Source organism: Streptomyces sp. NPDC018000 (assembly GCF_044328025.1).
Lineage (GTDB): Bacteria > Actinomycetota > Actinomycetes > Streptomycetales > Streptomycetaceae > Streptomyces.
The window spans coordinates 731,716-750,894 of sequence record NZ_JBIRGM010000003.1 but is presented as its reverse complement, the minus strand read 5'-3'; the positions used below and the strand labels follow the sequence as shown (position 1 = coordinate 750,894).

Here is a 19,179-nt window from a genome sequence, read left to right as displayed (position 1 = left end):
GTCCGTGGCTCAGCTCAACAGTGCAGATCGTTGAGACAGTTGATGTCAGAGCAATCCAAAGAAGCGATTCCCCACCCCGCTGAAGCGGGGCGTCCCCTCGCTAGATCACGATGGCACCGTGACCCGCGCCGCAGAAGAGACCAACCGTCGCATGCTCCGGGCACGGGATGCGATGGACCGCGCCTACGCCCAGCCGTTGGACGTCCCGGCCCTGGCGCGGATCGCCCATGTGTCGCAGGCGCACTTCACGCGCACCTTCCGGGCCACGTTCGGCGAGACGCCGCACCGCTATCTGCAGCGTCGCCGTGTCGAGCGTGCGATGTTCCTGCTGCGGGAGACCGACCGCAGTGTGACGGACATCTGCTTCCAGGTCGGCTTCGGCAGCCCGGGCACCTTCAGCCGCACATTCCGCGACATCGTCGGCCGGTCACCGAGGACGTACCGCAAGGAAGCGGCGGCGGTCGCGGGCGTACCGACGTGCTTCACGATGGCGTGGACGCGTCCGAGCGCCTGACCGTCCGCGTGGACGTCCGCACTGCCTGTCCGCACGGCCCGTACCGTCCGTCGACTGAGCAGTTCTGGACAAGTTTTCGTCCGGCTTGCCCAGTAGCGTGATGCACATGTTCAACGCCATCACGCACTCACAGATCTACGTTCTCGACCAGGACGAGGCTCTCGACTTCTACGTCGGCAAGCTCGGCCTCGAGGTCAACGCCGATGTCGACATGGGCTTCATGCGCTGGCTGACCGTCAGTGTCCCCGGTCGCCCGGAGCGCCAGGTCCTGCTGGAGAAGCCCGGGCCTCCCGCGATGTCCGAGGAGACGGCGCAGCAGGTCCGCGAACTGGTGACCAAGGGGGCGACGGGCGGCTCGCTCATCTTCACCACGGACGACTGCCGCAAGACGTACGAGACGCTGCTTGCCCGGGGCGTCGAGTTCACCGAAGAGCCCACCAATCGTCCGTACGGAACCGACTGCGGCCTGCGCGACCCCTTCGGAAACAGCATCCGATTCACCCAGCCGAGGGCCTGAGGACCGCCGTACGCACGGGTGCCCCCGTTCCGCCGGAACGGGGGCACCCGTGCAAGCAGATACAGCGCGCGGTCAGCAGCCGCCACAGTTGTAGTACGTCACGTCCCAGTGGTTGCCCTCGTCCGCGTAGATGTTGCCGGAACCCGCCTTGTACTGGGGAGCGCCGTCGCCGCGCAGCCCTATGTAGGTGAAGGTGCCGTGGACGTAGTTCGTGAGGCAGGTGGACTTGCCGAAGTCGAGCTTGTAGCCGTTCCAGTGCGAGTACGTACCACTGGCGTGCCCGGTCTCGGTGCCGCCGGTGATGTTCAGCGCGCAGCCCGTGGCGCTCTTGAGGGTCTGGGCGCCCTGGGCGGTGGCCAGGTTGAGCTGGTCGAACGAGGTGCACGTGGCGTTGTTGCGGTTGGAGCAGTTACCGGAGGACGACCAGGTGATTCCGGAGGAGCTGAACCGGGCGGTGGCCTGGGCGTGGGTGAGCTTCGTGTCGGCGTGGGCCTGGGTGGCACCGCTGCCGAGAACGCCGACGCCGGGGGCGAAGAGGACGCCGAGGACGAGGGCGAGGGCGGTCAGGACGGGGCGCAGTGTCATACGGGACACCATGGGGGACTCCTCCTGCTCATGACAAATAAGGGGCACGGAAATACTGCCCGAGTTCTACGCGCGTCGCCAGAGAGCGAGAGCGCCAATAGTGGGCCCCGTTCGCAGCAATCCACCCTCCCTCGACGTTGAACTTTGAACTAGATAGCGCTACGGTTAATCTCGTTGAAGGTTAAACAATAACTTCGATCGCCACTCGATCACGTCCCCGAGGAGGAGCCATGGCTCTGTTCAACCGCAAGAACAACAACGCCTCGTCCGTCGCCACCGCCGTCGCCGCCCCCGAGCCGGACCCCGCCCTGGCCGCCCTCACCGGCGACTACACGATCGACCCGGCGCACAGCAGCATCGGCTTCACCGTGCGCCACGCCATGGTCACCAACGTGCGCGGCTCCTTCGGCGAGCACGAGGGCAGCCTGAAGCTCGACGGCCACAACCCCGCGAAGTCCGCCGCCTCGATCGACGTCAAGATCGCCAGCATCGACACCGGCATCGCCGACCGCGACAGCCACCTGGTCAGCGGCGACTTCTTCGACGCCGAGAAGTTCCCCCTCATGACCTTCCGCTCCACGCACGCCGAGAAGCTCGGCGGCGACAAGTACCGCATCACCGGCGACCTCACCATCAAGGACGTCACGCGGCCCCTCGCCATCGACCTGGAGTTCAACGGCTCCGCCACCGATGTCTACGGCAACGAGCGTGTCGGCTTCGAGGGCAGCGCGGACATCCTGCGCTCCGACTGGGGCCTGACCTGGAACGCGGCGCTGGAGACCGGCGGCGTGATGGTCAGCGACAAGGTCAAGCTCAACTTCGACATCTCCGCGGTCAAGACCGCGACACCGCAGGCCTGACGTGTCGCGCCGCCGAGAAGGCCGTGTGGCGACGGACTGCGACCGCCCGGCGAGTCTCGTATCCGCCGGGCATTGGCCGGGGCCGGCCGACGGCTCGCATGCGCTATAGTTGATCTTGACAGTCCGCCGCACATGACGGCAACTGATACTGCGTTGGTGGTCCAAGGAAAGACACCCCGCTTCCTGCGGGGAAATGCAGGTGCAAGGCCTGCCCAGCGCTCGCTGACGAAGCCCTTCCCCCGGCGGGGGAAGGGCTTCGTGACGTTCCCGGGCCAGTCCCACCCGCCCGGTGCGCCTGGCCGAGGGGCTCAGGCGTGATCCACGAGCTGGGACCGGGACAAACCCTTTTCACGCGCGCAGTGCGCGCAGCAGAAGAACCGTCCGTCGGCCTGCATGCCGTGGCCGAGGATGCGGCACTGGCAGTTGACACAGGTCGGGGCCATTTTCTGGGCGGCGCACTCGATGCTGTCGAAAACGTGGACCGCCCCTCCCGCGGCCCGCACCTCGAACGCCATCTCGTAGTCGTTGTGACAGACCTCGCACACGGCCATGGTGATCATTCCTTGCTGCTGAAGTGATGAGCTGGGGCGCCTGCATGTCGCCCACGAAGGCGCGGCGCCCTGGACATTAGCGAAAGGGCGCACCGATCCCGGGGCAGCGCGTGGACTGCGACCTGACCGTTCTGCCGGAATCACTCACATAGACTCTTCGCGCCCACGCCCGGGTCCCGATCGATCTCGGTCGATGGCGGTCCAGCTGTCCGCCCCGCCCGCTTCCTCCGCTTCCTCCGATTCGCCGACCGTCTGCTCCGACCAGATCACCTTGCCCGTCTCGGTGTAACGCGTGCCCCAGCGTTCGGCGAACTGGGCGACGAGGAACAGGCCCCGGCCGCCCTCGTCCGTCGTCGCCGCGTAGCGCATATGCGGTGAGGTGTTGCTGGTGTCGGACACCTCGCAGATCAGGTTGCGGTCGTACAGCAGGCGGACCTCGATCGGTCCGGTGCCGTAGCGCACCGCGTTGGTGACCAGCTCGCTCAGGATCAGTTCGGTGGTGAACGCCTCCTCGTCCAGGCCGCGCTCGGTGAGCCACCGGGCGACGTTTCGGCGGACTCCGGCGACGGCCGCCGGGTCGGTGTCCACGCCCCAGTGCGCGACCTGTTCGGGGGCGAGCGTGCGGGTGCGGGCCACAAGAAGGACGACGTCGTCGGTCGGCTGCCCGCTCACCATCGTGTCGAGCACGTCCTCACAGGTCTCTTCCGGTGTCCGGTCGCGACCGGCGAGGGTGGCGCGCAGCAGGTTCAGGCCGACGTCGATGTCCCGGTCGCGGCGCTCGACCAGACCGTCCGTGTAGAAGACCAGACGGCTCCCTTCGGGTATGTGGAACTCGGCGGCCTCGAAGGGCATGCCGCCGATTCCGAGGGGCAGGCCGGCCGGAACCTCGGGGACTTCCACGGTGCCGTCCGGGAGGACCAGCATCGGCCCGGGATGGCCGGCCCGGGCCACCGAGCAGTTCCCGGAGACCGCGTCGTAGATCGCATAGAGGCAGCCTGCTCCGGCGACTTCGGCGCCACCGCCGGCCGCCTCGTCCTGGTCGATCCGGCTGACCAGTGCGTCGAGATGTCCGAGGAGCTCGTCGGGCGCGAAGTCCAGCGCGGAGAAGTTGTGGATGCTGGTGCGCAACCGCCCCATGGTGGCGGCGGCGTGCAGTCCGTGTCCGACCACGTCACCGACGACCAGCGCGACCCGGGCGCCGGGCAGCGGGATCACGTCGAACCAGTCGCCGCCCACCTCGGCCCGCGCGGGCAGATAGCGGTGGGCGACTTCGAGGGCGTTCTGCGCGGGCACGCCTCGGGGCAGCAGACTTCGCTGCAGCGTCACGGCCAACTTGTGCTCACGTGTGTACCGGCGGGCGTTGTCCACGCTGACGGCCGCCCGGGCCACCAGCTCCTCCGCGAAGGACTGATCGTCCTCGTCGAACGGTTCGGGATTCTCGGCGCGCCAGAAGTTGACCAGGCCCAGGATGGTGCCTCGTGCGTGCAGCGGTACCGACAGCACCGAGTGGAATCCGTGGCCGATGATCTTCCCGGCGCGCTCGGGATCCCAGTACCGCCATCCCAGCTGCGTGATCACATCGGACCCCAGCCCGGTCTCGACGATGTTCACGCGCATGGCCCTGGTCCTGGAGGGGACGAATCCGACCAGTCGGCCGATCGGGTAGAGGGGCGGGTGCGGGGCCACGGTGGCGGTCGCGGTACGGCGCATGTCCAGCGGGTCCCCGTCCGGCGTGGCCGGTTCCTCGCCGGAGAGCGCGGTATCGGCGAGGTCGACGGTTGTGACGTCGGCGAATCCGGGGGTCGCCACATCCGCCAGTTCCTGGGCCGTACGGGCCACGTCCAGGGTGGTGCCGATCCGGGCCCCGGCCTCGTACAGGAGCAGCAGGCGTTCGTGGACCAGTTCGGCTCTGCCCGTGACCTTACGGAGTTCGGTGGTGTCGCGCAGGGTCGCCACGGTGCCGGCGGGCCCGCCGGCAGCGTCCGTCGGCCGGAGGTTGACGGCCAGCAGGCGGTTGCCGACGCGCAGCACTTCGTCCGTGACGGAACGGCCGGAGGCGAGCAGTTCCGCGGTCTCGGCGTCCAGCCCGAGGTCCTCCACTGCGCGGCCCTCGGCGTCCGGGGGAAGGGCGAGCAGCCTGCGGGCCTCGTCATTGGCCATCGTCAGCCGGTGGTCGGCCCCGACGATGAGGACGGCCTCGCGGACCGCGTGCAGCACCGCGTCGTGGTGCTCGTACATCCGGGTCATCTCTGCGGGTCCGAGCCCGTGTGTCTGGCGGCGGAGCCGTCTGCTCACGAGTGCCGCGCCGCCCGCGGCGACTGCGGCGGCAGCCACCGCGGCGGCGATGCCGAACGGGATGGACCGGTTGGCGACGCTGTTGATCGACCGGTCGGTGAGGCCGACGGCCACCAGCCCGGCGACCGAACCGTCGGGCCGGGTGACCGGCACCAGTGAGTGGATCGAGGGCCCAATGGTGCCGGAGAGGGTCCGGGTGAAGCCCGGGCCTGTCAGTGCCTCCTGGTACTGACCGACGAGGCGTTTGCCGATCAGCGTGGGGTCGGGGTGGGTGTAGCGGATGCCCTGGGGGCTGGCCACGACGACGGCATCGACATGTGTCCGCTGACGGACCTGTTCCGCACGTGGCTGCAGGATCGCGGTGGGGTTCTTGCTGTCCAGCGCCTGCACGATCCCGGGCGAGTGGGCGAATGTCTCGGCCACGCTCATGGTGCGCCGCCGGGCCTCTTGCAGGCTGTCGCTGCGGCCCTGCAGCACGAACGCGACCGTGGCCCCGGCGATGAGCAGGAGGACGAGCGCGAGCACGTAGCAGAAGACCTGGCCGGCCACGGTGCGCAGACTGAACAGGGAGAGCAGTTCGCGGCGCAGGGGACGGTGGGTCATGTCCCGGCCGGGCGGCGCTGGGGTGGCTTGGCCCGAGCGCCCCCCGTCGTGCCGATGTGGTCGCCGGGCGGAGCGTCGCGGCCTCGCCCGGAATCGACCGATACCAGACATAGTTTTAGGTCTAGCATGAATCGCACCTGTCCGAGAGTTCGCCGGTCAGCGGCTCAGAAGCCGCCGCCGTCGAAGCCGCCCCCGCCCCCGAAGTCGCCGCCGAACCCTCCGCCGTCGAAGCCCGACGAGTCGAAGTCGGAGCCGGAGAAGTCCCCGCCGCTCCCGTCACCGCCGGAGCCGAAGTCGCCGCCGCCGTACTCCTGCGCATATGCCGGGCTCGAGAGTGTCGAACCGAGGAGCGTGCCGACCAGCAGGCCGGGAAGCAGACCGCCGCCGAAGTAGCCGCCCGCCCAGGGGCCGTACGCCGGGCCCGCCTCCCAGTACGGGCGGCGTCGGCCGTCGCCCACGTCGACCGTGCGGCTCAGCGGTTCCTCGCCCTCGCGCAGCCGGATCTCGTCCGCCGCGCAGACCGGGACCTCGCGGGCCGTGCCGCCGGAAGGGGACCACCGGAGGTCGGCGACCGAAGGGCCGTGACGCGGGTCGAAGAAGCACGGCGGGCGGCGGAAGGGCAGTTCACCGCCCGTGCGGCGGGCCTCCAGGACGGCCAGGGAGAAGCGGCCGTCCTCCAGGGCCTGGGTGACGCCGCGCACGTCGGACGGGTGCTGGGCCTTGGACATGCGGTATTTCGCGCTGTCGTAGGAGTCGAGTGCCCGCTCGTAGTCGGCGCGCATGTTGTCGTCGGCGCCCGGCTCGGCGGGGTGGAAGTCGAGCCGGTCCAGGGCTTCGCCGTACGCGGTGATGTCCTCGTCCACGACGACCCGGAGCTTGTCGAGTGCGGCCCGTTCCTCGGCCTCCTTGCGCCCCCGGTTGCGCCGGAAGATCGTGTAGGCCGTACCGGCGCCCAGCACCAGGATCGCGCCGAACGTGATCAGTCCGGCGACGGACGATGATCCGCCGGTCGCGGAGGACCGGCCCCAGGAGGCGGGGGCGCCGCCCCGGGCCTGTTCGACCGCCCGGTCGACGAAGGCATTCAGCTGGGTCGCGGCGTCGGTGCCGGTGCCGGATGCCTTCACGGCGGCGGTGAGGTTCTGGACCGCCCGGGTGGACATCACCTGCGGGTCGGCGCCCGCGTTGAACCCGTTGCCGAGACGTACCGCGTAGACGCCGGTGATGCCGGTGTCGGTACGCAGGGTGGTCAGCAGGGTCTGCTCGGGGAACGCCGAGGTACGCGGCAGTACCGCCACGAACACGGGCTTGTCGGCGTCCTTGATCTTCTTCGTCAGAGCGGCCGCCTGTCCCGGCGAGAGCTGGTCGGCGGCTGCCGGGTCGACGTACACAGGGCCTCTGCGCAGCGCCTGCGCGGCGTCATTGATGGTCGATGCACCGACCGCTGCGGGCGCGGCGGGCGCGATGGCGAGCACCGCCACCGAGAGAATCAGCAGCAGGCCGGCCAACAAGGACGGGAACAGCCTGTTCCGCATATATCGAAGCTAACCCAGGTGGGTGACTTGTGCGCCACCACCCACCTGGGCCGGCTTCCTCCCCACGCCGATCGTGGGCGAGGTCGTTACTCCGTCGGCTCGATCCCGGCCCGCAGCAAACCGTACGTGTAAGCGTCCTCCAGCGCCTGCCAGGACGCCGCGATGACGTTCTCCGCGACGCCGACCGTCGCCCACTCGCCGCTGCCGTCGCCCGTGGTGATGAGGACTCGGGTGGTGGACTCGGTGCCGGTGCGGCCTTCGAGGATGCGGACCTTGTAGTCGACCAGTTCCAGCTTGGCGAGCTGCGGGTAGATCCGCTCCAGCGCGACGCGCAGCGCCCGGTCGAGTGCGTTGACCGGGCCGTTGCCCTCGGCGGTGGCGACGATGCGCTCGCCCTTGGCCCAGAGCTTCACGGTCGCCTCGTTGGCGTGCGTGCCGTCGGGGCGGTCCTCGACGATGGCGCGCCAGGACTCGGTGCGGAAGTAGCGGCGTACCCGGCCCTCGGCCTCGGCGCGCAGCAGCAGTTCGAAGGAGGCGTCGGCGGCCTCGTACGTGTAGCCCTTGAGCTCGCGCTCCTTGACGCGCTCGACGACCCGGCCGACGAGTTCGCGGTCGCCGCCGAGGTCGATGCCGAGCTCCTTGCCCTTGAGCTCGATGGAGGCGCGGCCCGCCATGTCGGAGACGAGCATTCGCATGGTGTTGCCGACCAGCGCGGGGTCGATGTGCTGGTACAGGTCCGGGTCGACCTTGATCGCGGAGGCGTGCAGTCCGGCCTTGTGGGCGAAGGCGGAAACACCCACATAGGGCTGGTGGGTGGAGGGCGTCAGGTTGACGACCTCGGCGATGGCGTGCGAAACACGGGTCATGTCGGCGAGCGCGCCCTCGGGAAGGACGGTCTTGCCGTACTTGAGTTCCAGGGCGGCGACGACGGGGAAGAGGTTGGCGTTGCCGACCCGCTCGCCATAGCCGTTGGCGGTGCACTGGACGTGGGTGGCGCCCGCGTCGACGGCGGCGAGGGTGTTGGCGACGGCGCAGCCGGTGTCGTCCTGGGCGTGGATACCGAGCCGGGCGCCGGTGTCGGCGAGAACGGTGGAGACGACGGACTGGACCTGGGCCGGGAGCATCCCGCCGTTGGTGTCGCAGAGGATGACGACATCGGCCCCGGCCTCGGAGGCGGCGCTGACGACGGCCTTGGCGTACTCGGGGTTGGCGCGGTAGCCGTCGAAGAAGTGCTCGCAGTCCACGAAGACCCGGCGGCCCTGCTCACGGAGGAAGGAGACGGTGTCGCGGACCATCTCCAGGTTCTCTTCGAGTGTGGTGCGCAGGGCGAGTTCCACATGGCGGTCGTGGGACTTGGCGACCAGCGTGATGACGGGGGCACCGGACTCCAGCAGAGCCTTGACCTGGGGGTCCTCGGCGGCCCTGCCACCCGCCCTGCGGGTCGCGCCGAAGGCGACCAGCTCGGCGTTCTTGAACTCGATCTCCTGCTGGGCGCGGGCGAAGAATTCGGTGTCGCGGGGGTTGGCGCCGGGCCAGCCGCCCTCGATGAAGCCCACGCCGAAGTCGTCCAGGTGCCGGGCAATGGTCAGCTTGTCCGCGACCGTCAGGTTGATGCCTTCACGCTGTGCGCCGTCACGCAGTGTGGTGTCGAAGACATGGAAGCTGTCGTCGGTGGGCTTGGCCTTGGTGGTCATGCTGGTCTGAACTCCCGTCGGATGAGTGGATCCGGATGAATTGGCTCCACTTGCCCCCATCATCCCGCGCGCCTCGCCCCGGCCGAGGTGAGGGCCGGAAAACGAAAAAACCCCTCGCGGGTGCGAGAGGTCTGCGCGCGGGTCTGGGGCACGGTGGCCGTGCCGCACGTGGTGGTACGAGACGGTCACTGCGGACCGGCGCGCCTGTTGCCGATAATCATGACGAACGAAGGCACGGAGGCAGTCTTGCACAGGGCTGCCTCCGTGCCGTGGCCCGTCTCAGGATGCGGGCGTGATGCCCGTCTCAGGGTGCGGGCGTGATGCTCGTCGCTCCGGACGACTGGGCCTGCCCGGCCCTCCGGTCGGCCGCACCGACCCTGCCCAGGTCGATGTCGCGGGTCTCGCGCATGGTCAGGTAGACGACCAGGGAGACCGCGGCGCAGCCCGCCACGTACCAGTAGAAGCCGGACTCGACGCCCGCCTTCTTGAACCAGAGCGCCACGTATTCGGCGGTGCCGCCGAAGAGCGCGTTGGCGATGGCGTACGGGAGAGCGACGCCCAGGGCGCGAATGCCGGTCGGGAAGAGCTCGGCCTTCACACAGGCGTTGATCGACGTGTACCCGGTGACGACGACCAGGGCGAGGAGCGCCAGGCCGAACGCGGGCCAGAAGGTGCCCGCGTGCTTGAGCTTCGTCATGATCGGCACGGTCAGGAAGGTGGAGCCGAGGGCGAAGGTGATCAGCAGCGGGCGGCGGCCGATCCGGTCGGAGAGCAGCCCGGCCGCCGGCTGGATGCACATGAAGACGAACAGGGCGCAGAAGCTGACGAGCGAGGCGGTGGACTTCTCCATGCCGGCGCTCTTGGAGAGGAACTTGGTGAGATAGGTCGTGTACGTGTAGTACGCGACGGTCCCGCCCATGGTCAGCGCCATCACCAGAAACGCCTCGCGCTTGTGCTGCCACAGCGCCTTCAGCGTGCCGCGGTCCTCCTGCTCGGCGGCGCCGGACTCCGCGTACACCTCGGTCTCCAGCATGGAGCGGCGCAGATAGAAGACGACGGCCGCGCCGAGCGCGCCGACGATGAACGGGATGCGCCAGCCCCAGCTGTGCAGGGCCGCATCGGACATGTTGCGCTGCAGGATGATCTGGAGGCCGAGGCCGATGAGCTGTCCCGCGGTCATGGACACGTACTGGAAGCTGGAGGCGAAGCCGCGCCGGTGGGGCGCGGACGCCTCGGTCAGATAGGTGGCGCTGGCGGCGTACTCTCCCCCGACGCTGAGGCCCTGGAGCAGCCGGGCCACCAGCAGGACGGCGACACCGCCGTATCCCGCGACGTCGTACGTCGGCGCGATGGCGATGAGGACCGCGGAGGCCGACATGAGGGTGACGGTGAGGGTGAGCGCGGCCTTGCGTCCTCTGCGGTCACCGATCCGGCCGAGCATCCAGCCACCGACCGGCCTCATGAAGAAGCCGACGGCGAAGATGCCCATGGTGTTCATGAGGTTGGCGGTCTCATTGCCTTCGGGGAAGAACGAATCCGCGAAGTAGACCGCGAAGGTCGCGTACACGAACCAGTCGAACCACTCGACCATGTTGCCGGCGGAGCCGACCCAGATTTTCTTCCACTGCTCTCGTCCCATGGTCCGTCACCGTGCCCGAACAGCCGGGAACGCGACAAGGCCGCAAAGGGACGATCACGCGGTCTTACGGCCTCACCCGCGATTGGCAGCGGGTGAGGCCGTTACGTGCGTTTCGTTGACGGCAGCGGGGGCCGCTCCGGGGCGGTGAGCGAATCGTCGATGAATTCCCGGACCTGGGCGATGACTTGGGAGCGGCCGGTGCCGGGGAGACCGACGGCGACATGGACGCTGAACCCGTCGAGCAGGGCGCGCAGCCGGGTCGCGAACCGGTCGGCGTCAACGGTACGGAACTCCCCCCGCGAGGCGCCCTCCGCCAGCAGCGCCACCAGGTCGCGGTGCCAGGCGCCCTCGATCGCGGCCTGCCGGGCGCGTGCGTCCTCGTCGGCGTTCTGCGAACGGTTCCAGACCTCGAGCCAGAGCGTCCAGTGCGGATCGCGGTGGCCGTCGGGGAGGTACAGATCGATGTACGCGTCGAGCCGTTCGCGCACCGTCGCCCGCCCGGACAGCAGGGTGCGCCGCTCCGCGCCGAGCCGGCCCTCGCTCCACTCCAGGGTCTGGAGCAGCAGCTCGTCCTTGGTGCGGAAGTAGTAGAGGAGGTGTCCGCTGCTCATGCCGACCTCACGGCCGAGCCCGGCCATGGTGAGGCCGTCGAGGCCCCGTTCGGCGATGGTCGCCATGGCGGCGGCCAGCAGTTCCTCGCGGGGCGGGGCGGTGTTGCGACGGCGTGGAGCGGGGGGCACGGTTCAGACCTTCGGCTGCTGCTGCGTGATGCAGTGGATGCCTCCACCGCCGGCAAAGATCGTACGTGCGTCGACGAGTGTCACCGTACGGTCGGGGAACAGCTCACCGAAGATCGCCGCCGCTTCCTTGTCGCGCGGGTCGTCGAAGGCGCAGAGGACCACACCGTCGTTGCAGAGGTAGTGGTTGATGTAGGAGTAGTCGACCCACTCCCCGTCGGCCTTCAGCACGGTGGGCGCGGGGACCTCCACGACGTTCAGGGAGCGGCCCCTGGCGTCGGTGGCGGCGCGCAGGATACGGACGGTCTCACGGGTGATCTCGTGATCGGGGTGGGCCGGGTCCGGCTGGACATGGGCGACGACGGTGCCGGGGCGGGCGAAGGCGGCGACGATGTCGACATGGCCGAGGGTGCCGTACGTGCCGTAGTCACCGGCCAGTCCGCGGGGCAGCCAGATGGCCTTCTCGGTGCCGAGCCTGGCGTGGATCTCGGCCTCGACCTCGGCGCGGGTCCAGTCGGGGTTGCGTTCCTTGCCGAGCTGCACGGTCTCGGTGAGCAGGACGGTGCCCTCGCCGTCGACGTGGATGGCGCCGCCCTCGTTGACGAGTGTGGAGCTGTGCACGGGGACGGCCGCGAGCTCGGCGACGGAGCGGGCGATGTGCTGGTCGTGCTCCCAGCGGGCCCAGTCCTGGGCACCCCAGCCATTGAACGTCCATTCCACGGCGGCCAGTTGCTGCCCGTCGGTGACGAAGGTGGGGCCGATGTCGCGCATCCAGGCATCGTCGAGCGGGCGAACGGCCAGCTCGATGTCCGGGCCGAGAAGTGCGCGGGCGCCGTCCTCCTGGCCGGGGCCGACGACCATCGTGACGGGCTCGAAGCGGCGGACGGCGCGGGCGACGGTGGCCCAGGCTCTGCGGGCCTCGTCCAGTTCGGCGTCGGTGTCGAAGGTCGGGTTGGGGCCCGGCCAGGCCATCCAGGTGCGTTCGTGCGGGGCCCACTCGGGCGGCATGCGGAAGGTCACTGCGGGGTCCTTAGAGGAAGTAGAGGCGGTTGAGGGAGACGGAGTCGGAGGGCTCGGAGCGCAGCGGATCGCCGTCCAGGGTGACCAGACCGCTGCGGGCGTCCACCGCGACTTCTCCGGTACGGGAGTTGTGGACGAGGTCGCCGGGGCCGATGCCGCGGGTGCCGCGCACTCCGACTCGGCGTCGGCGCGTGGGCATCAGGTCCGCCCCGAGCTGGGTCGCGGCCTGCGAGACGAACGCGACCGAGAGGTCGGCGGCCGTTGCCCCGTACGCACCGAACTGCGGTCCGAGAACCAGGGGTTCGCAGGTATCGGTGGCGGCGTTCGGGTCGCCCGTGACCCCGTACGCCGGGAATCCGGCCTTCAGCACGAGCTGCGGCTTCGCACCGAAGAACTCGGGCCGCCACAGCACGATGTCAGCGAGCTTCCCGGTCTCGATGGAGCCGATCTCGTGCGAGAGGCCGTGCGCTATGGCGGGGTTGATGGTGAGTTTGGCGATGTAGCGCAGGACGCGTCCGTTGTCGTCCGCCGGGCCGTCGCCATCCATCGGGCCCAGCTCGGCCTTCATCTTCCCGGCCATCGCGAACGTGCGGCGGACCGTCTCACCGGCGCGTCCCATGCCCTGCGCGTCGGAGGACGTGATGCCGATGGCGCCCAGGTCGTGCAGGACGTCCTCGGCGCCCATCGTTCCGGCGCGGATGCGGTCGCGGGCCATGGCGGCGTCGCCCGGCAGGTCCGTCTTCAGGTCGTGTACGGAGACGATCATCCCGTAGTGCTCGGCGACCGCGTCCCGGCCGAAGGGCAGCGTCGGGTTGGTGGACGAGCCGATGACGTTCTCGACGCCCGCCATCTTGAGGACGTTGGGGACGTGTCCGCCGCCGCAGCCCTCGATGTGGAAGGCGTGGATCGTGCGGCCTTCGAGGACGCGCAGGGTGTCCTCGACCGACAGGCACTCGTTCAGCCCGTCGCTGTGCAGGGCGACCTGGACGTCGTACTCCTCGGCGACCCGCAGCGCGGTGTCCAGGGCTCGGGTGTGGGCGCCCATGTCCTCATGGACCTTGAAGCCGCAGGCCCCGCCCTCGGCAAGGGCCTCGACCAGCGGAGCCTGGTGGGAGGACGAACCGCGGCCCAGGAAGCCGATGTTGACCGGCCAGGCATCGAACGCGTTGAAGGCGTGACGCAGCGCCCAGGGCGAGTTGACGCCGACGCCCCAGACCGGGCCGAACTCCTGGCCGATGATCGTGGTGACGCCGGAGGCGAGCGATGCCTCCATGATCCGCGGCGAGAGCAGATGGACATGGGTGTCGACAGCGCCCGCCGTCGCGATCATTCCCTCGCCGGAGACGATGGTGGTCCCGGTGCCGACGACGACGTCGACATCGTCGAGGGTGTCCGGGTTGCCGGCCCGCCCGATCGCCGCGATCCGGCCCTCGCGGATGCCGATCGACACCTTGCGGATGCCCTGCACGGCATCGATGACCAGCACATTGCTGATGACGACATCGCAGGTGTCCCGGACGGCGGCGGCCTTGAGGTGCAGCCCGTCACGGGCGGTCTTGCCGAATCCGGCGAGGAACTCCTCGCCGTGCTGCTGTGCGTCGGACTCGACGCGGACGGTCAGCCCGGAGTCACCGAGCCTGACCCGGTCGCCGGCGCGCGGGCCGTGCACGGAGGCGTACTCGTGACGATCGATGCTCATCGCTGTTCAACTCCCAGATATCCACAGGCCGCCGCGCGCCGCAGCGCCTCTTCCCTGGCGCCGGGCGCATCGAGCGGGCCGTCGACCAGACCGGCGAAGCCGATGGCGATCCGGTCGCCGCCGATGGGCACGAGACCCACCTCGACGCACTCCCCCGGCCCGAAGCGGACGGAAGACCCGGCGGGGACGCAGAGCCGCATCCCGTAGGCCGCCGACCGGTCGAAATCGAGCCGCGGGTTGGCCTCGAAGAAGTGGAAGTGCGAGGTCACGGAGACCGGCACGGTCGCGGTGTTGCGGACGGTCAGCCGCGTCGCCGGCTCGGGCTCGGGCGTGGCGGGACCGGGGACGACGGCCCCGGGCGCGGCCTCGCCGAGCCCGTCGCCCAGTGGGCCGGAGACCACGGCGAGCCGCGAACCGTCGTCGAAGACGGCCTCCACATGGACCTCGGTGACGACGTCGGCGACCCCCGGCAGGACATCGTCGGGCCCGAGCACGGACCGCCCCGCCTCGATGGCCTCCGCGAGCCTGCGCCCGTCGCGGGCCGCCTCGCAGACCGTGTCCGCGATCAGGGCGGTCGCCTCGGGCACATTCAGCTTCAGCCCTCGGGCGCGGCGGGCCCGGGCCAGTTCGGCGGCGCTGAACAGCAGCAGCCGGTCACGTTCCGTCGGGGTCAGTCGCACGTCTCCATACCTCCGGGTTAGAGCGCCACTCTAACCGGAGGGAAGCGGGAAACAGAAAGGAATGCTTTATTTGTTTGAGTAGCGCTCCATATCGGGTCGCCGCTCAGTGCGGTGGCCGGAGAGGTGCGCCGTGCCGGACGCCCCGAGCCGGTGGACCCTTCCGGCCGGTCTCAGTCGCGGCGAATCAGCTCCGGATCGATGCGGCGCCCGACCAGCGGCAGGGTGCCCACCGTCGCCAGTACGAGAACGCCGACCGCGGCGGCCACCAGCAGAGGGATCCCCTCGCCGTCCCAGAACACCTGGCCGCCGCCGGTGATCAGGTATGCGGACTCGGCGGCCTTCCCGGCCGCCAGCGCGAGGACGAGGCCGATGGCGAGCGGCAGGACGACTTGCGTGCACTGGACGAGCCGCAGGGTGCGCCGACGGGCGCCGAGGAGGGAGAGAGCGGTGACCTGCGGGCGACGCTCCACGGCCCGGTCGGTGACGGACACGAGGCGCACCTCGTCGCCGCCGCAGCACGACGAAGGCCGCGCCCGGCGGGAACCGGGCGCGGCCTTCGTCGTGGACGGCTGCAGTCCTAGCCGAGGGGGTGCATCCAGCCGTGGGTGTCCTCGGCGACGCCGCGCTGGATGTCCAGCAGGCGCTCGCGCAGCTTCATCGTGACCTCGCCGGGCGCGCCCCCGCTCTGGGTCCACTCGCCGCCCGCGGACTTGACGGTGCCGACCGGGGTGATGACGGCGGCGGTGCCGCAGGCGAAGACCTCGGTGAGGCTGCCGTTCGCGGTGTCGTCGCGCCACTGGTCGATGGAGACGCGGCCCTCCTCGGATTCGTAGCCGAGGTCGCGGGCGACCTTGAGCAGCGAGTCACGGGTGACACCGGCGAGCAGGGAGCCGGTCAGGGTCGGGGTGATGATCTTGTTCCCGTACACGAAGTACAGGTTCATGCCGCCGAGCTCCTCGACCCACTTGTGCTCCACGGCGTCGAAATACGCGACCTGGTCGCAGCCCTTCGCCGCGGCCTCCGCCTGGGCGAGGAGGGAGGCTGCGTAGTTGCCGCCGGTCTTGGCGTCGCCCATGCCGCCGGGGACGGCGCGGACGCGGTTTTCGGAGAGCCAGATGGAGACCGGCTTGACGCCACCGGGGAAGTAGGCACCGGCGGGCGAGGCGATCACGACGAAGAGGTACTCGTTGGCGGGCTTCACGCCGAGGCCGACCTCGGTCGCGATCATGAAGGGACGCAGATAGAGCGACTCCTCGCCGCCGTGCGCCGGAACCCATGCCTTGTCCTGCTGCACCAGCACGTCGCACGCCTCGATGAACGTCTCGACGGGCAGTTCCGGCATGGCGAGCCGGTGCGCCGAGGCCTGGAAGCGCTTGGCGTTCGCCTCGGGGCGGAACGTGGCGACGCTGCCGTCGGGCCGGCGGTATGCCTTGAGGCCCTCGAAGATCTCCTGCCCGTAGTGCAGGACCGTGGTGGCGGGGTCGAGGGAGAGCGGGCCGTAGGGGACGAGCTGGCCGTCGTGCCAGCCGCGGCCCTCGGTCCACCGGATCGTCACCATGTGATCGGTGAAGTAGCGGCCGAATCCGGGCTTGACCAGGATCGCCTCGCGCTCCGCGTCGGACAGCGGGTTCGAGGAGGGCTTGAGCTCGATCGTGGGCGTCGTCATGTGTGCGTGTCCTTCACCGGTTGTGTGTGTTGGACCGCGCTCACGCCACTCCTGTCAAGACAGGTGCTAGGACGTCCAAGCTTCACCGCGAGCCACGGTCCCGTTCGATTATCTCTCCCGGGCGGCCGCGCACGAAATGACGCGAATGCGGTCCATTGGTCGATGGTGGCACCCGGGACCGCATAGGAGAAGCCGCCGGGTGCGGTTGCGACCCGGCGGCTTCGAAAGAGGAGTCGTCGGGTCAGTTCGCTACGCGTACCGCGAGCGCGTCGCCGATCTGGTCGGTCGTACGAGTCGTGCTTCCCTCGGAGCCCGAAGGGCCTGGGAGGTGCCCCGCTCGCTCCGCGAGGTCGGCAAAGACGGCCTCCTCGATGCGCACGGCCTCGGCCTCGTAGCCGAGGTGACGCAGGAGAAGGGCGACGGAGAGGATCGCGGCCGTGGGGTCGGCCTTGCCCTGGCCCGCGATGTCGGGGGCAGAGCCATGGACCGGCTCGAACATCGAGGGGAACTCGCCGCTCGGGTTGATGTTGCCCGAGGCGGCGATGCCGATGCCGCCGGAGACGGCCGCGGCAAGGTCGGTGATGATGTCGCCGAAGAGGTTGTCGGTGACGATCACGTCGAAGCGTTCGGGCTGCGTGACAAGGAAGATCGTCGCCGCGTCCACGTGCAGGTAGTCGGTGGTGACGTCCGGGAACTCGGCAGCGACCTTGTTGAAGATGTTGGTCCACAGGTGCCCGGCGTAGGTCAGCACGTTGTTCTTGTGAACCAGCGTCAGCTTCTTGCGCGGGCGCGCCTGGGCGCGGGCGAAGGCGTCACGGACCACACGCTCGACACCGAAGGCGGTGTTGACCGAGACCTCGGTGGCGACCTCGTGCGGGGTGCCGGTGCGGATCGAGCCGCCATTGCCGGTGTACGGGCCCTCGGTGCCCTCGCGGACCACGACGAAGTCGATCTCCGGCTGACCCTTCAGCGGAGTCTCGACACCCGGGAGGAGCTTCGACGGCCGCAGGTTCACATGGTGGTCGAAGAGGAAACGGAGCTTCAGCAGGAAGCCGCGTTCCAGAACGCCGGACGGGACCGAGGGATCACCGATCGCGCCGAGCAGAATCGCGTCGTGCTGCTTGAGCGCCTGGACATCCGCGTCGGTGAGGGTCTCACCGGTCGCGTGGTAGCGCTTGGCTCCGAAGTCGAATTCCTTGGTCTCCAGCTTCACATCCTGCGGGAGAACAGCATTGAGGACCTTGAGGCCCTGAGTCACGACCTCCTGGCCGATACCGTCACCAGGGATCACTGCGAGATTGATGCTGCGAGACATGTCCGCACCTTACTGCGCGTCCCACACCATGACATATCACGTCCACCATGCGGACATATGAAGAGCTGTGCGTGTACTCGTTCACACGCACGGACGCGATCCTGAGGAACGCGGTCCAGCGCAAGGGGCCGGTCGGCGAGCGCACCGACCCGACGCGGCAGGCCTGCTGGGCGACACTCCCCGGGCCGGTTGCCATGAACTGGCCCCGGGGGCCGTTCTCAGTGGCCCGTGGAGCCTCCGTTGTCCCTGCGGTCGAGGGCCCGCTGCAGGGCGGCGGCGGCATTCTGGCGCTCCGACTCGGTCGGACGGCGGGTGTGACGGACTCGGCGGACAGTCGTCTCGGCCATGGTGGATCGACTCCTTGAGATCGCGAGGATTTCGAGATCGAAAAATCGTGAACGTGATTTCGAGATCAGGATTTCGAGGCGCCGGAAAGGGCGGGGAGCGGGCGCCGCAGGGGTTGCCTGCACAGGGGCGCGCGCATAAGACCGCCAGTCGCTGGATCCAGCGATACGTTCGGCTTATACAAAGCTAGGACAGCTCGGCCGTCCTGTCTCCACAATTGCTCGGACTTCCTACTATCTGAGACGGACGTTTACGGCTGCCCGCTCACAGCACGTCCCCGTCCCGCCAGTCGAAGATCAGCTCCCCGGACGCGGGCGGCAGCGCGGTGCCGGCCGCACGGATCCAGGTACTGCCCTCCTCGTCCGGCAGCCGCTCCACCCCGTTCCGCCCCAGCACGGCGATCCGCCCCGGCCACACCTGCCAGCCGCGCTCGGCATACAGCGCGGCCCCGGCAGCCGATGCGGACAGGGCCCCGAAGGCGTATGCCCCGTCGATGACCTGTTCCAGCGCGGCCATCACCTGCCCGCCGAGCCCTTCCCGGCGACGGTCGGCACGGACGGCCACGGCCTCCACATATCCGATCCGGTACGAGCGGCCCTCGTGGATCACCCGACGCTGGGCGACGCTGCCGTGCGCGAGGAGCCCGCTGCCGTCCCGAACGCAGGCGTGGATGCCGCCGAGGCTGTGGTCCCAGTCGTCGTCGCTGAAGTCGCCCTCGAAGACGGTTTCCAGGAAGGTGTGGATCTCGTCGAGGGCGGCCGGGGTCAGCCGATAGGTGTGTTCGGTAAGCAAGGTCGGCTCAGTCATGCACTCCAGCCTCCCAGGCACCTCAGCCTCCGGGCAATCAGCCCTCGTTCGAGGGGCGGAAATGAAACCGCCTCCCGGCCGGCTGGGGAACCGGGCGGGAGGCGGGAACCATGGCGGGGC

The 19,179-nt window shown here is 69.4% G+C and carries 18 protein-coding genes; 3 read left to right on the top strand and 15 right to left on the bottom strand.

Translation table 11 applies throughout. From position 1 onward, the window contains the following. Positions 1-118: 118 nt before the first annotated feature. Positions 119-514, top strand: coding sequence for a helix-turn-helix domain-containing protein (locus ACH4EW_RS11820; RefSeq protein ID WP_398254726.1), 396 nt, complete (start codon positions 119-121; stop codon positions 512-514). A gap of 106 nt (positions 515-620) precedes the next feature. Next, a complete protein-coding gene (locus ACH4EW_RS11815; protein WP_398254723.1) occupies positions 621-1,031 on the top strand; it encodes a VOC family protein in 411 nt (136 codons plus the stop codon). Positions 1,032-1,103: 72 nt separating this feature from the next. On the opposite strand, the gene ACH4EW_RS11810 is transcribed toward ACH4EW_RS11815, so the two are convergent. Beyond that, positions 1,104-1,628, bottom strand: a complete 525-nt coding sequence (locus tag ACH4EW_RS11810; protein ID WP_398254720.1) for a hypothetical protein — start codon at positions 1,626-1,628, stop codon at positions 1,104-1,106. Positions 1,629-1,846: 218 nt separating this feature from the next. Between ACH4EW_RS11810 and ACH4EW_RS11805 the strand changes: the two genes are divergently transcribed. Next, complete coding sequence (locus tag ACH4EW_RS11805) at positions 1,847-2,476, top strand: YceI family protein (protein ID WP_398254718.1); 630 nt, start codon at positions 1,847-1,849, stop codon at positions 2,474-2,476. A gap of 308 nt (positions 2,477-2,784) precedes the next feature. Here ACH4EW_RS11805 and ACH4EW_RS11800 read toward each other — a convergent pair whose 3' ends face one another. The 14 genes from ACH4EW_RS11800 to ACH4EW_RS11735 form a co-directional block, all read right to left on the bottom strand. Further along, positions 2,785-3,027 (bottom strand): hypothetical protein, encoded by a 243-nt coding sequence (locus ACH4EW_RS11800; protein ID WP_398254716.1) that lies wholly within the window; start codon positions 3,025-3,027, stop codon positions 2,785-2,787. Between the two features lie 144 nt (positions 3,028-3,171). Next, entirely contained in the window at positions 3,172-5,925 is a 2,754-nt protein-coding gene (locus ACH4EW_RS11795) for a SpoIIE family protein phosphatase (RefSeq protein WP_398254713.1), read from the bottom strand. A 164-nt stretch (positions 5,926-6,089) separates the two neighbouring features. Then, a complete protein-coding gene (locus ACH4EW_RS11790; RefSeq protein ID WP_398254710.1) occupies positions 6,090-7,457 on the bottom strand; it encodes a hypothetical protein in 1,368 nt (455 codons plus the stop codon). A gap of 86 nt (positions 7,458-7,543) precedes the next feature. Continuing rightward, complete coding sequence (gene cimA / locus ACH4EW_RS11785; protein ID WP_398254708.1) at positions 7,544-9,151, bottom strand: citramalate synthase; 1,608 nt, start codon at positions 9,149-9,151, stop codon at positions 7,544-7,546. Between the two features lie 304 nt (positions 9,152-9,455). Then, positions 9,456-10,790, bottom strand: coding sequence for an MFS transporter (locus tag ACH4EW_RS11780; RefSeq protein ID WP_398254705.1), 1,335 nt, complete (start codon positions 10,788-10,790; stop codon positions 9,456-9,458). 101 nt (positions 10,791-10,891) lie between these two features. Next, positions 10,892-11,530 (bottom strand): TetR/AcrR family transcriptional regulator, encoded by a 639-nt coding sequence (locus ACH4EW_RS11775; RefSeq protein ID WP_398254702.1) that lies wholly within the window; start codon positions 11,528-11,530, stop codon positions 10,892-10,894. Positions 11,531-11,533: 3 nt separating this feature from the next. Beyond that, on the bottom strand, positions 11,534-12,535 hold the full coding sequence (locus ACH4EW_RS11770; RefSeq protein ID WP_398254828.1) for an agmatine/peptidylarginine deiminase: 1,002 nt from the start codon (positions 12,533-12,535) through the stop codon (positions 11,534-11,536). Positions 12,536-12,557: 22 nt separating this feature from the next. After that, positions 12,558-14,246: an urease subunit alpha gene (locus tag ACH4EW_RS11765; protein WP_398254700.1), complete on the bottom strand. Its 1,689-nt coding sequence runs from the start codon at positions 14,244-14,246 to the stop codon at positions 12,558-12,560. Then, a complete protein-coding gene (gene ureA / locus ACH4EW_RS11760; protein WP_398254697.1) occupies positions 14,243-14,926 on the bottom strand; it encodes an urease subunit gamma in 684 nt (227 codons plus the stop codon). Before ureA ends, ACH4EW_RS11765 begins: the two co-directional genes overlap by 4 nt. 170 nt (positions 14,927-15,096) lie before the next feature. Next, positions 15,097-15,417 carry an FtsX-like permease family protein gene (locus tag ACH4EW_RS11755; RefSeq protein WP_398254694.1) on the bottom strand — a complete coding sequence of 107 codons (321 nt, stop codon included), beginning with the start codon at positions 15,415-15,417 and terminating at the stop codon, positions 15,097-15,099. Positions 15,418-15,503: 86 nt separating this feature from the next. After that, positions 15,504-16,592: a branched-chain amino acid aminotransferase gene (locus ACH4EW_RS11750; RefSeq protein ID WP_398254692.1), complete on the bottom strand. Its 1,089-nt coding sequence runs from the start codon at positions 16,590-16,592 to the stop codon at positions 15,504-15,506. 241 nt (positions 16,593-16,833) lie between these two features. Continuing rightward, positions 16,834-17,907, bottom strand: coding sequence for a 3-isopropylmalate dehydrogenase (locus ACH4EW_RS11745; RefSeq protein WP_398254689.1), 1,074 nt, complete (start codon positions 17,905-17,907; stop codon positions 16,834-16,836). 218 nt (positions 17,908-18,125) lie between these two features. Next, entirely contained in the window at positions 18,126-18,254 is a 129-nt protein-coding gene (locus ACH4EW_RS11740) for a hypothetical protein (RefSeq protein WP_382942278.1), read from the bottom strand. Positions 18,255-18,516: 262 nt separating this feature from the next. Beyond that, the gene (locus tag ACH4EW_RS11735; protein ID WP_398254687.1) at positions 18,517-19,059 is read right to left on the bottom strand and encodes a GNAT family N-acetyltransferase; all 543 of its coding nucleotides are present in this window, start codon (positions 19,057-19,059) and stop codon (positions 18,517-18,519) included. Between the last annotated feature and the right edge of the window lie 120 nt (positions 19,060-19,179).

Bases quoted from the DNA above. Each gene is read 5' to 3' on its own strand.
- ACH4EW_RS11815 (WP_398254723.1), top strand. From the start codon at position 621: ATGTTCAACGCCATCACGCACTCACAGATCTACGTTCTCGACCAGGAC.
- ACH4EW_RS11810 (WP_398254720.1), bottom strand. From the start codon at position 1,628: ATGGTGTCCCGTATGACACTGCGCCCCGTCCTGACCGCCCTCGCCCTC.
- ACH4EW_RS11805 (WP_398254718.1), top strand. From the start codon at position 1,847: ATGGCTCTGTTCAACCGCAAGAACAACAACGCCTCGTCCGTCGCCACC.
- ACH4EW_RS11800 (WP_398254716.1), bottom strand. From the start codon at position 3,027: ATGGCCGTGTGCGAGGTCTGTCACAACGACTACGAGATGGCGTTCGAG.
- ACH4EW_RS11795 (WP_398254713.1), bottom strand. From the start codon at position 5,925: ATGACCCACCGTCCCCTGCGCCGCGAACTGCTCTCCCTGTTCAGTCTG.
- ACH4EW_RS11790 (WP_398254710.1), bottom strand. From the start codon at position 7,457: ATGCGGAACAGGCTGTTCCCGTCCTTGTTGGCCGGCCTGCTGCTGATT.
- cimA (WP_398254708.1), bottom strand. From the start codon at position 9,151: ATGACCACCAAGGCCAAGCCCACCGACGACAGCTTCCATGTCTTCGAC.
- ACH4EW_RS11780 (WP_398254705.1), bottom strand. From the start codon at position 10,790: ATGGGACGAGAGCAGTGGAAGAAAATCTGGGTCGGCTCCGCCGGCAAC.
- ACH4EW_RS11770 (WP_398254828.1), bottom strand. From the start codon at position 12,535: ATGCCGCCCGAGTGGGCCCCGCACGAACGCACCTGGATGGCCTGGCCG.
- ACH4EW_RS11765 (WP_398254700.1), bottom strand. From the start codon at position 14,246: ATGAGCATCGATCGTCACGAGTACGCCTCCGTGCACGGCCCGCGCGCC.
- ACH4EW_RS11750 (WP_398254692.1), bottom strand. From the start codon at position 16,592: ATGACGACGCCCACGATCGAGCTCAAGCCCTCCTCGAACCCGCTGTCC.
- ACH4EW_RS11745 (WP_398254689.1), bottom strand. From the start codon at position 17,907: ATGTCTCGCAGCATCAATCTCGCAGTGATCCCTGGTGACGGTATCGGC.
- ACH4EW_RS11740 (WP_382942278.1), bottom strand. From the start codon at position 18,254: ATGGCCGAGACGACTGTCCGCCGAGTCCGTCACACCCGCCGTCCGACC.
- ACH4EW_RS11735 (WP_398254687.1), bottom strand. From the start codon at position 19,059: ATGACTGAGCCGACCTTGCTTACCGAACACACCTATCGGCTGACCCCG.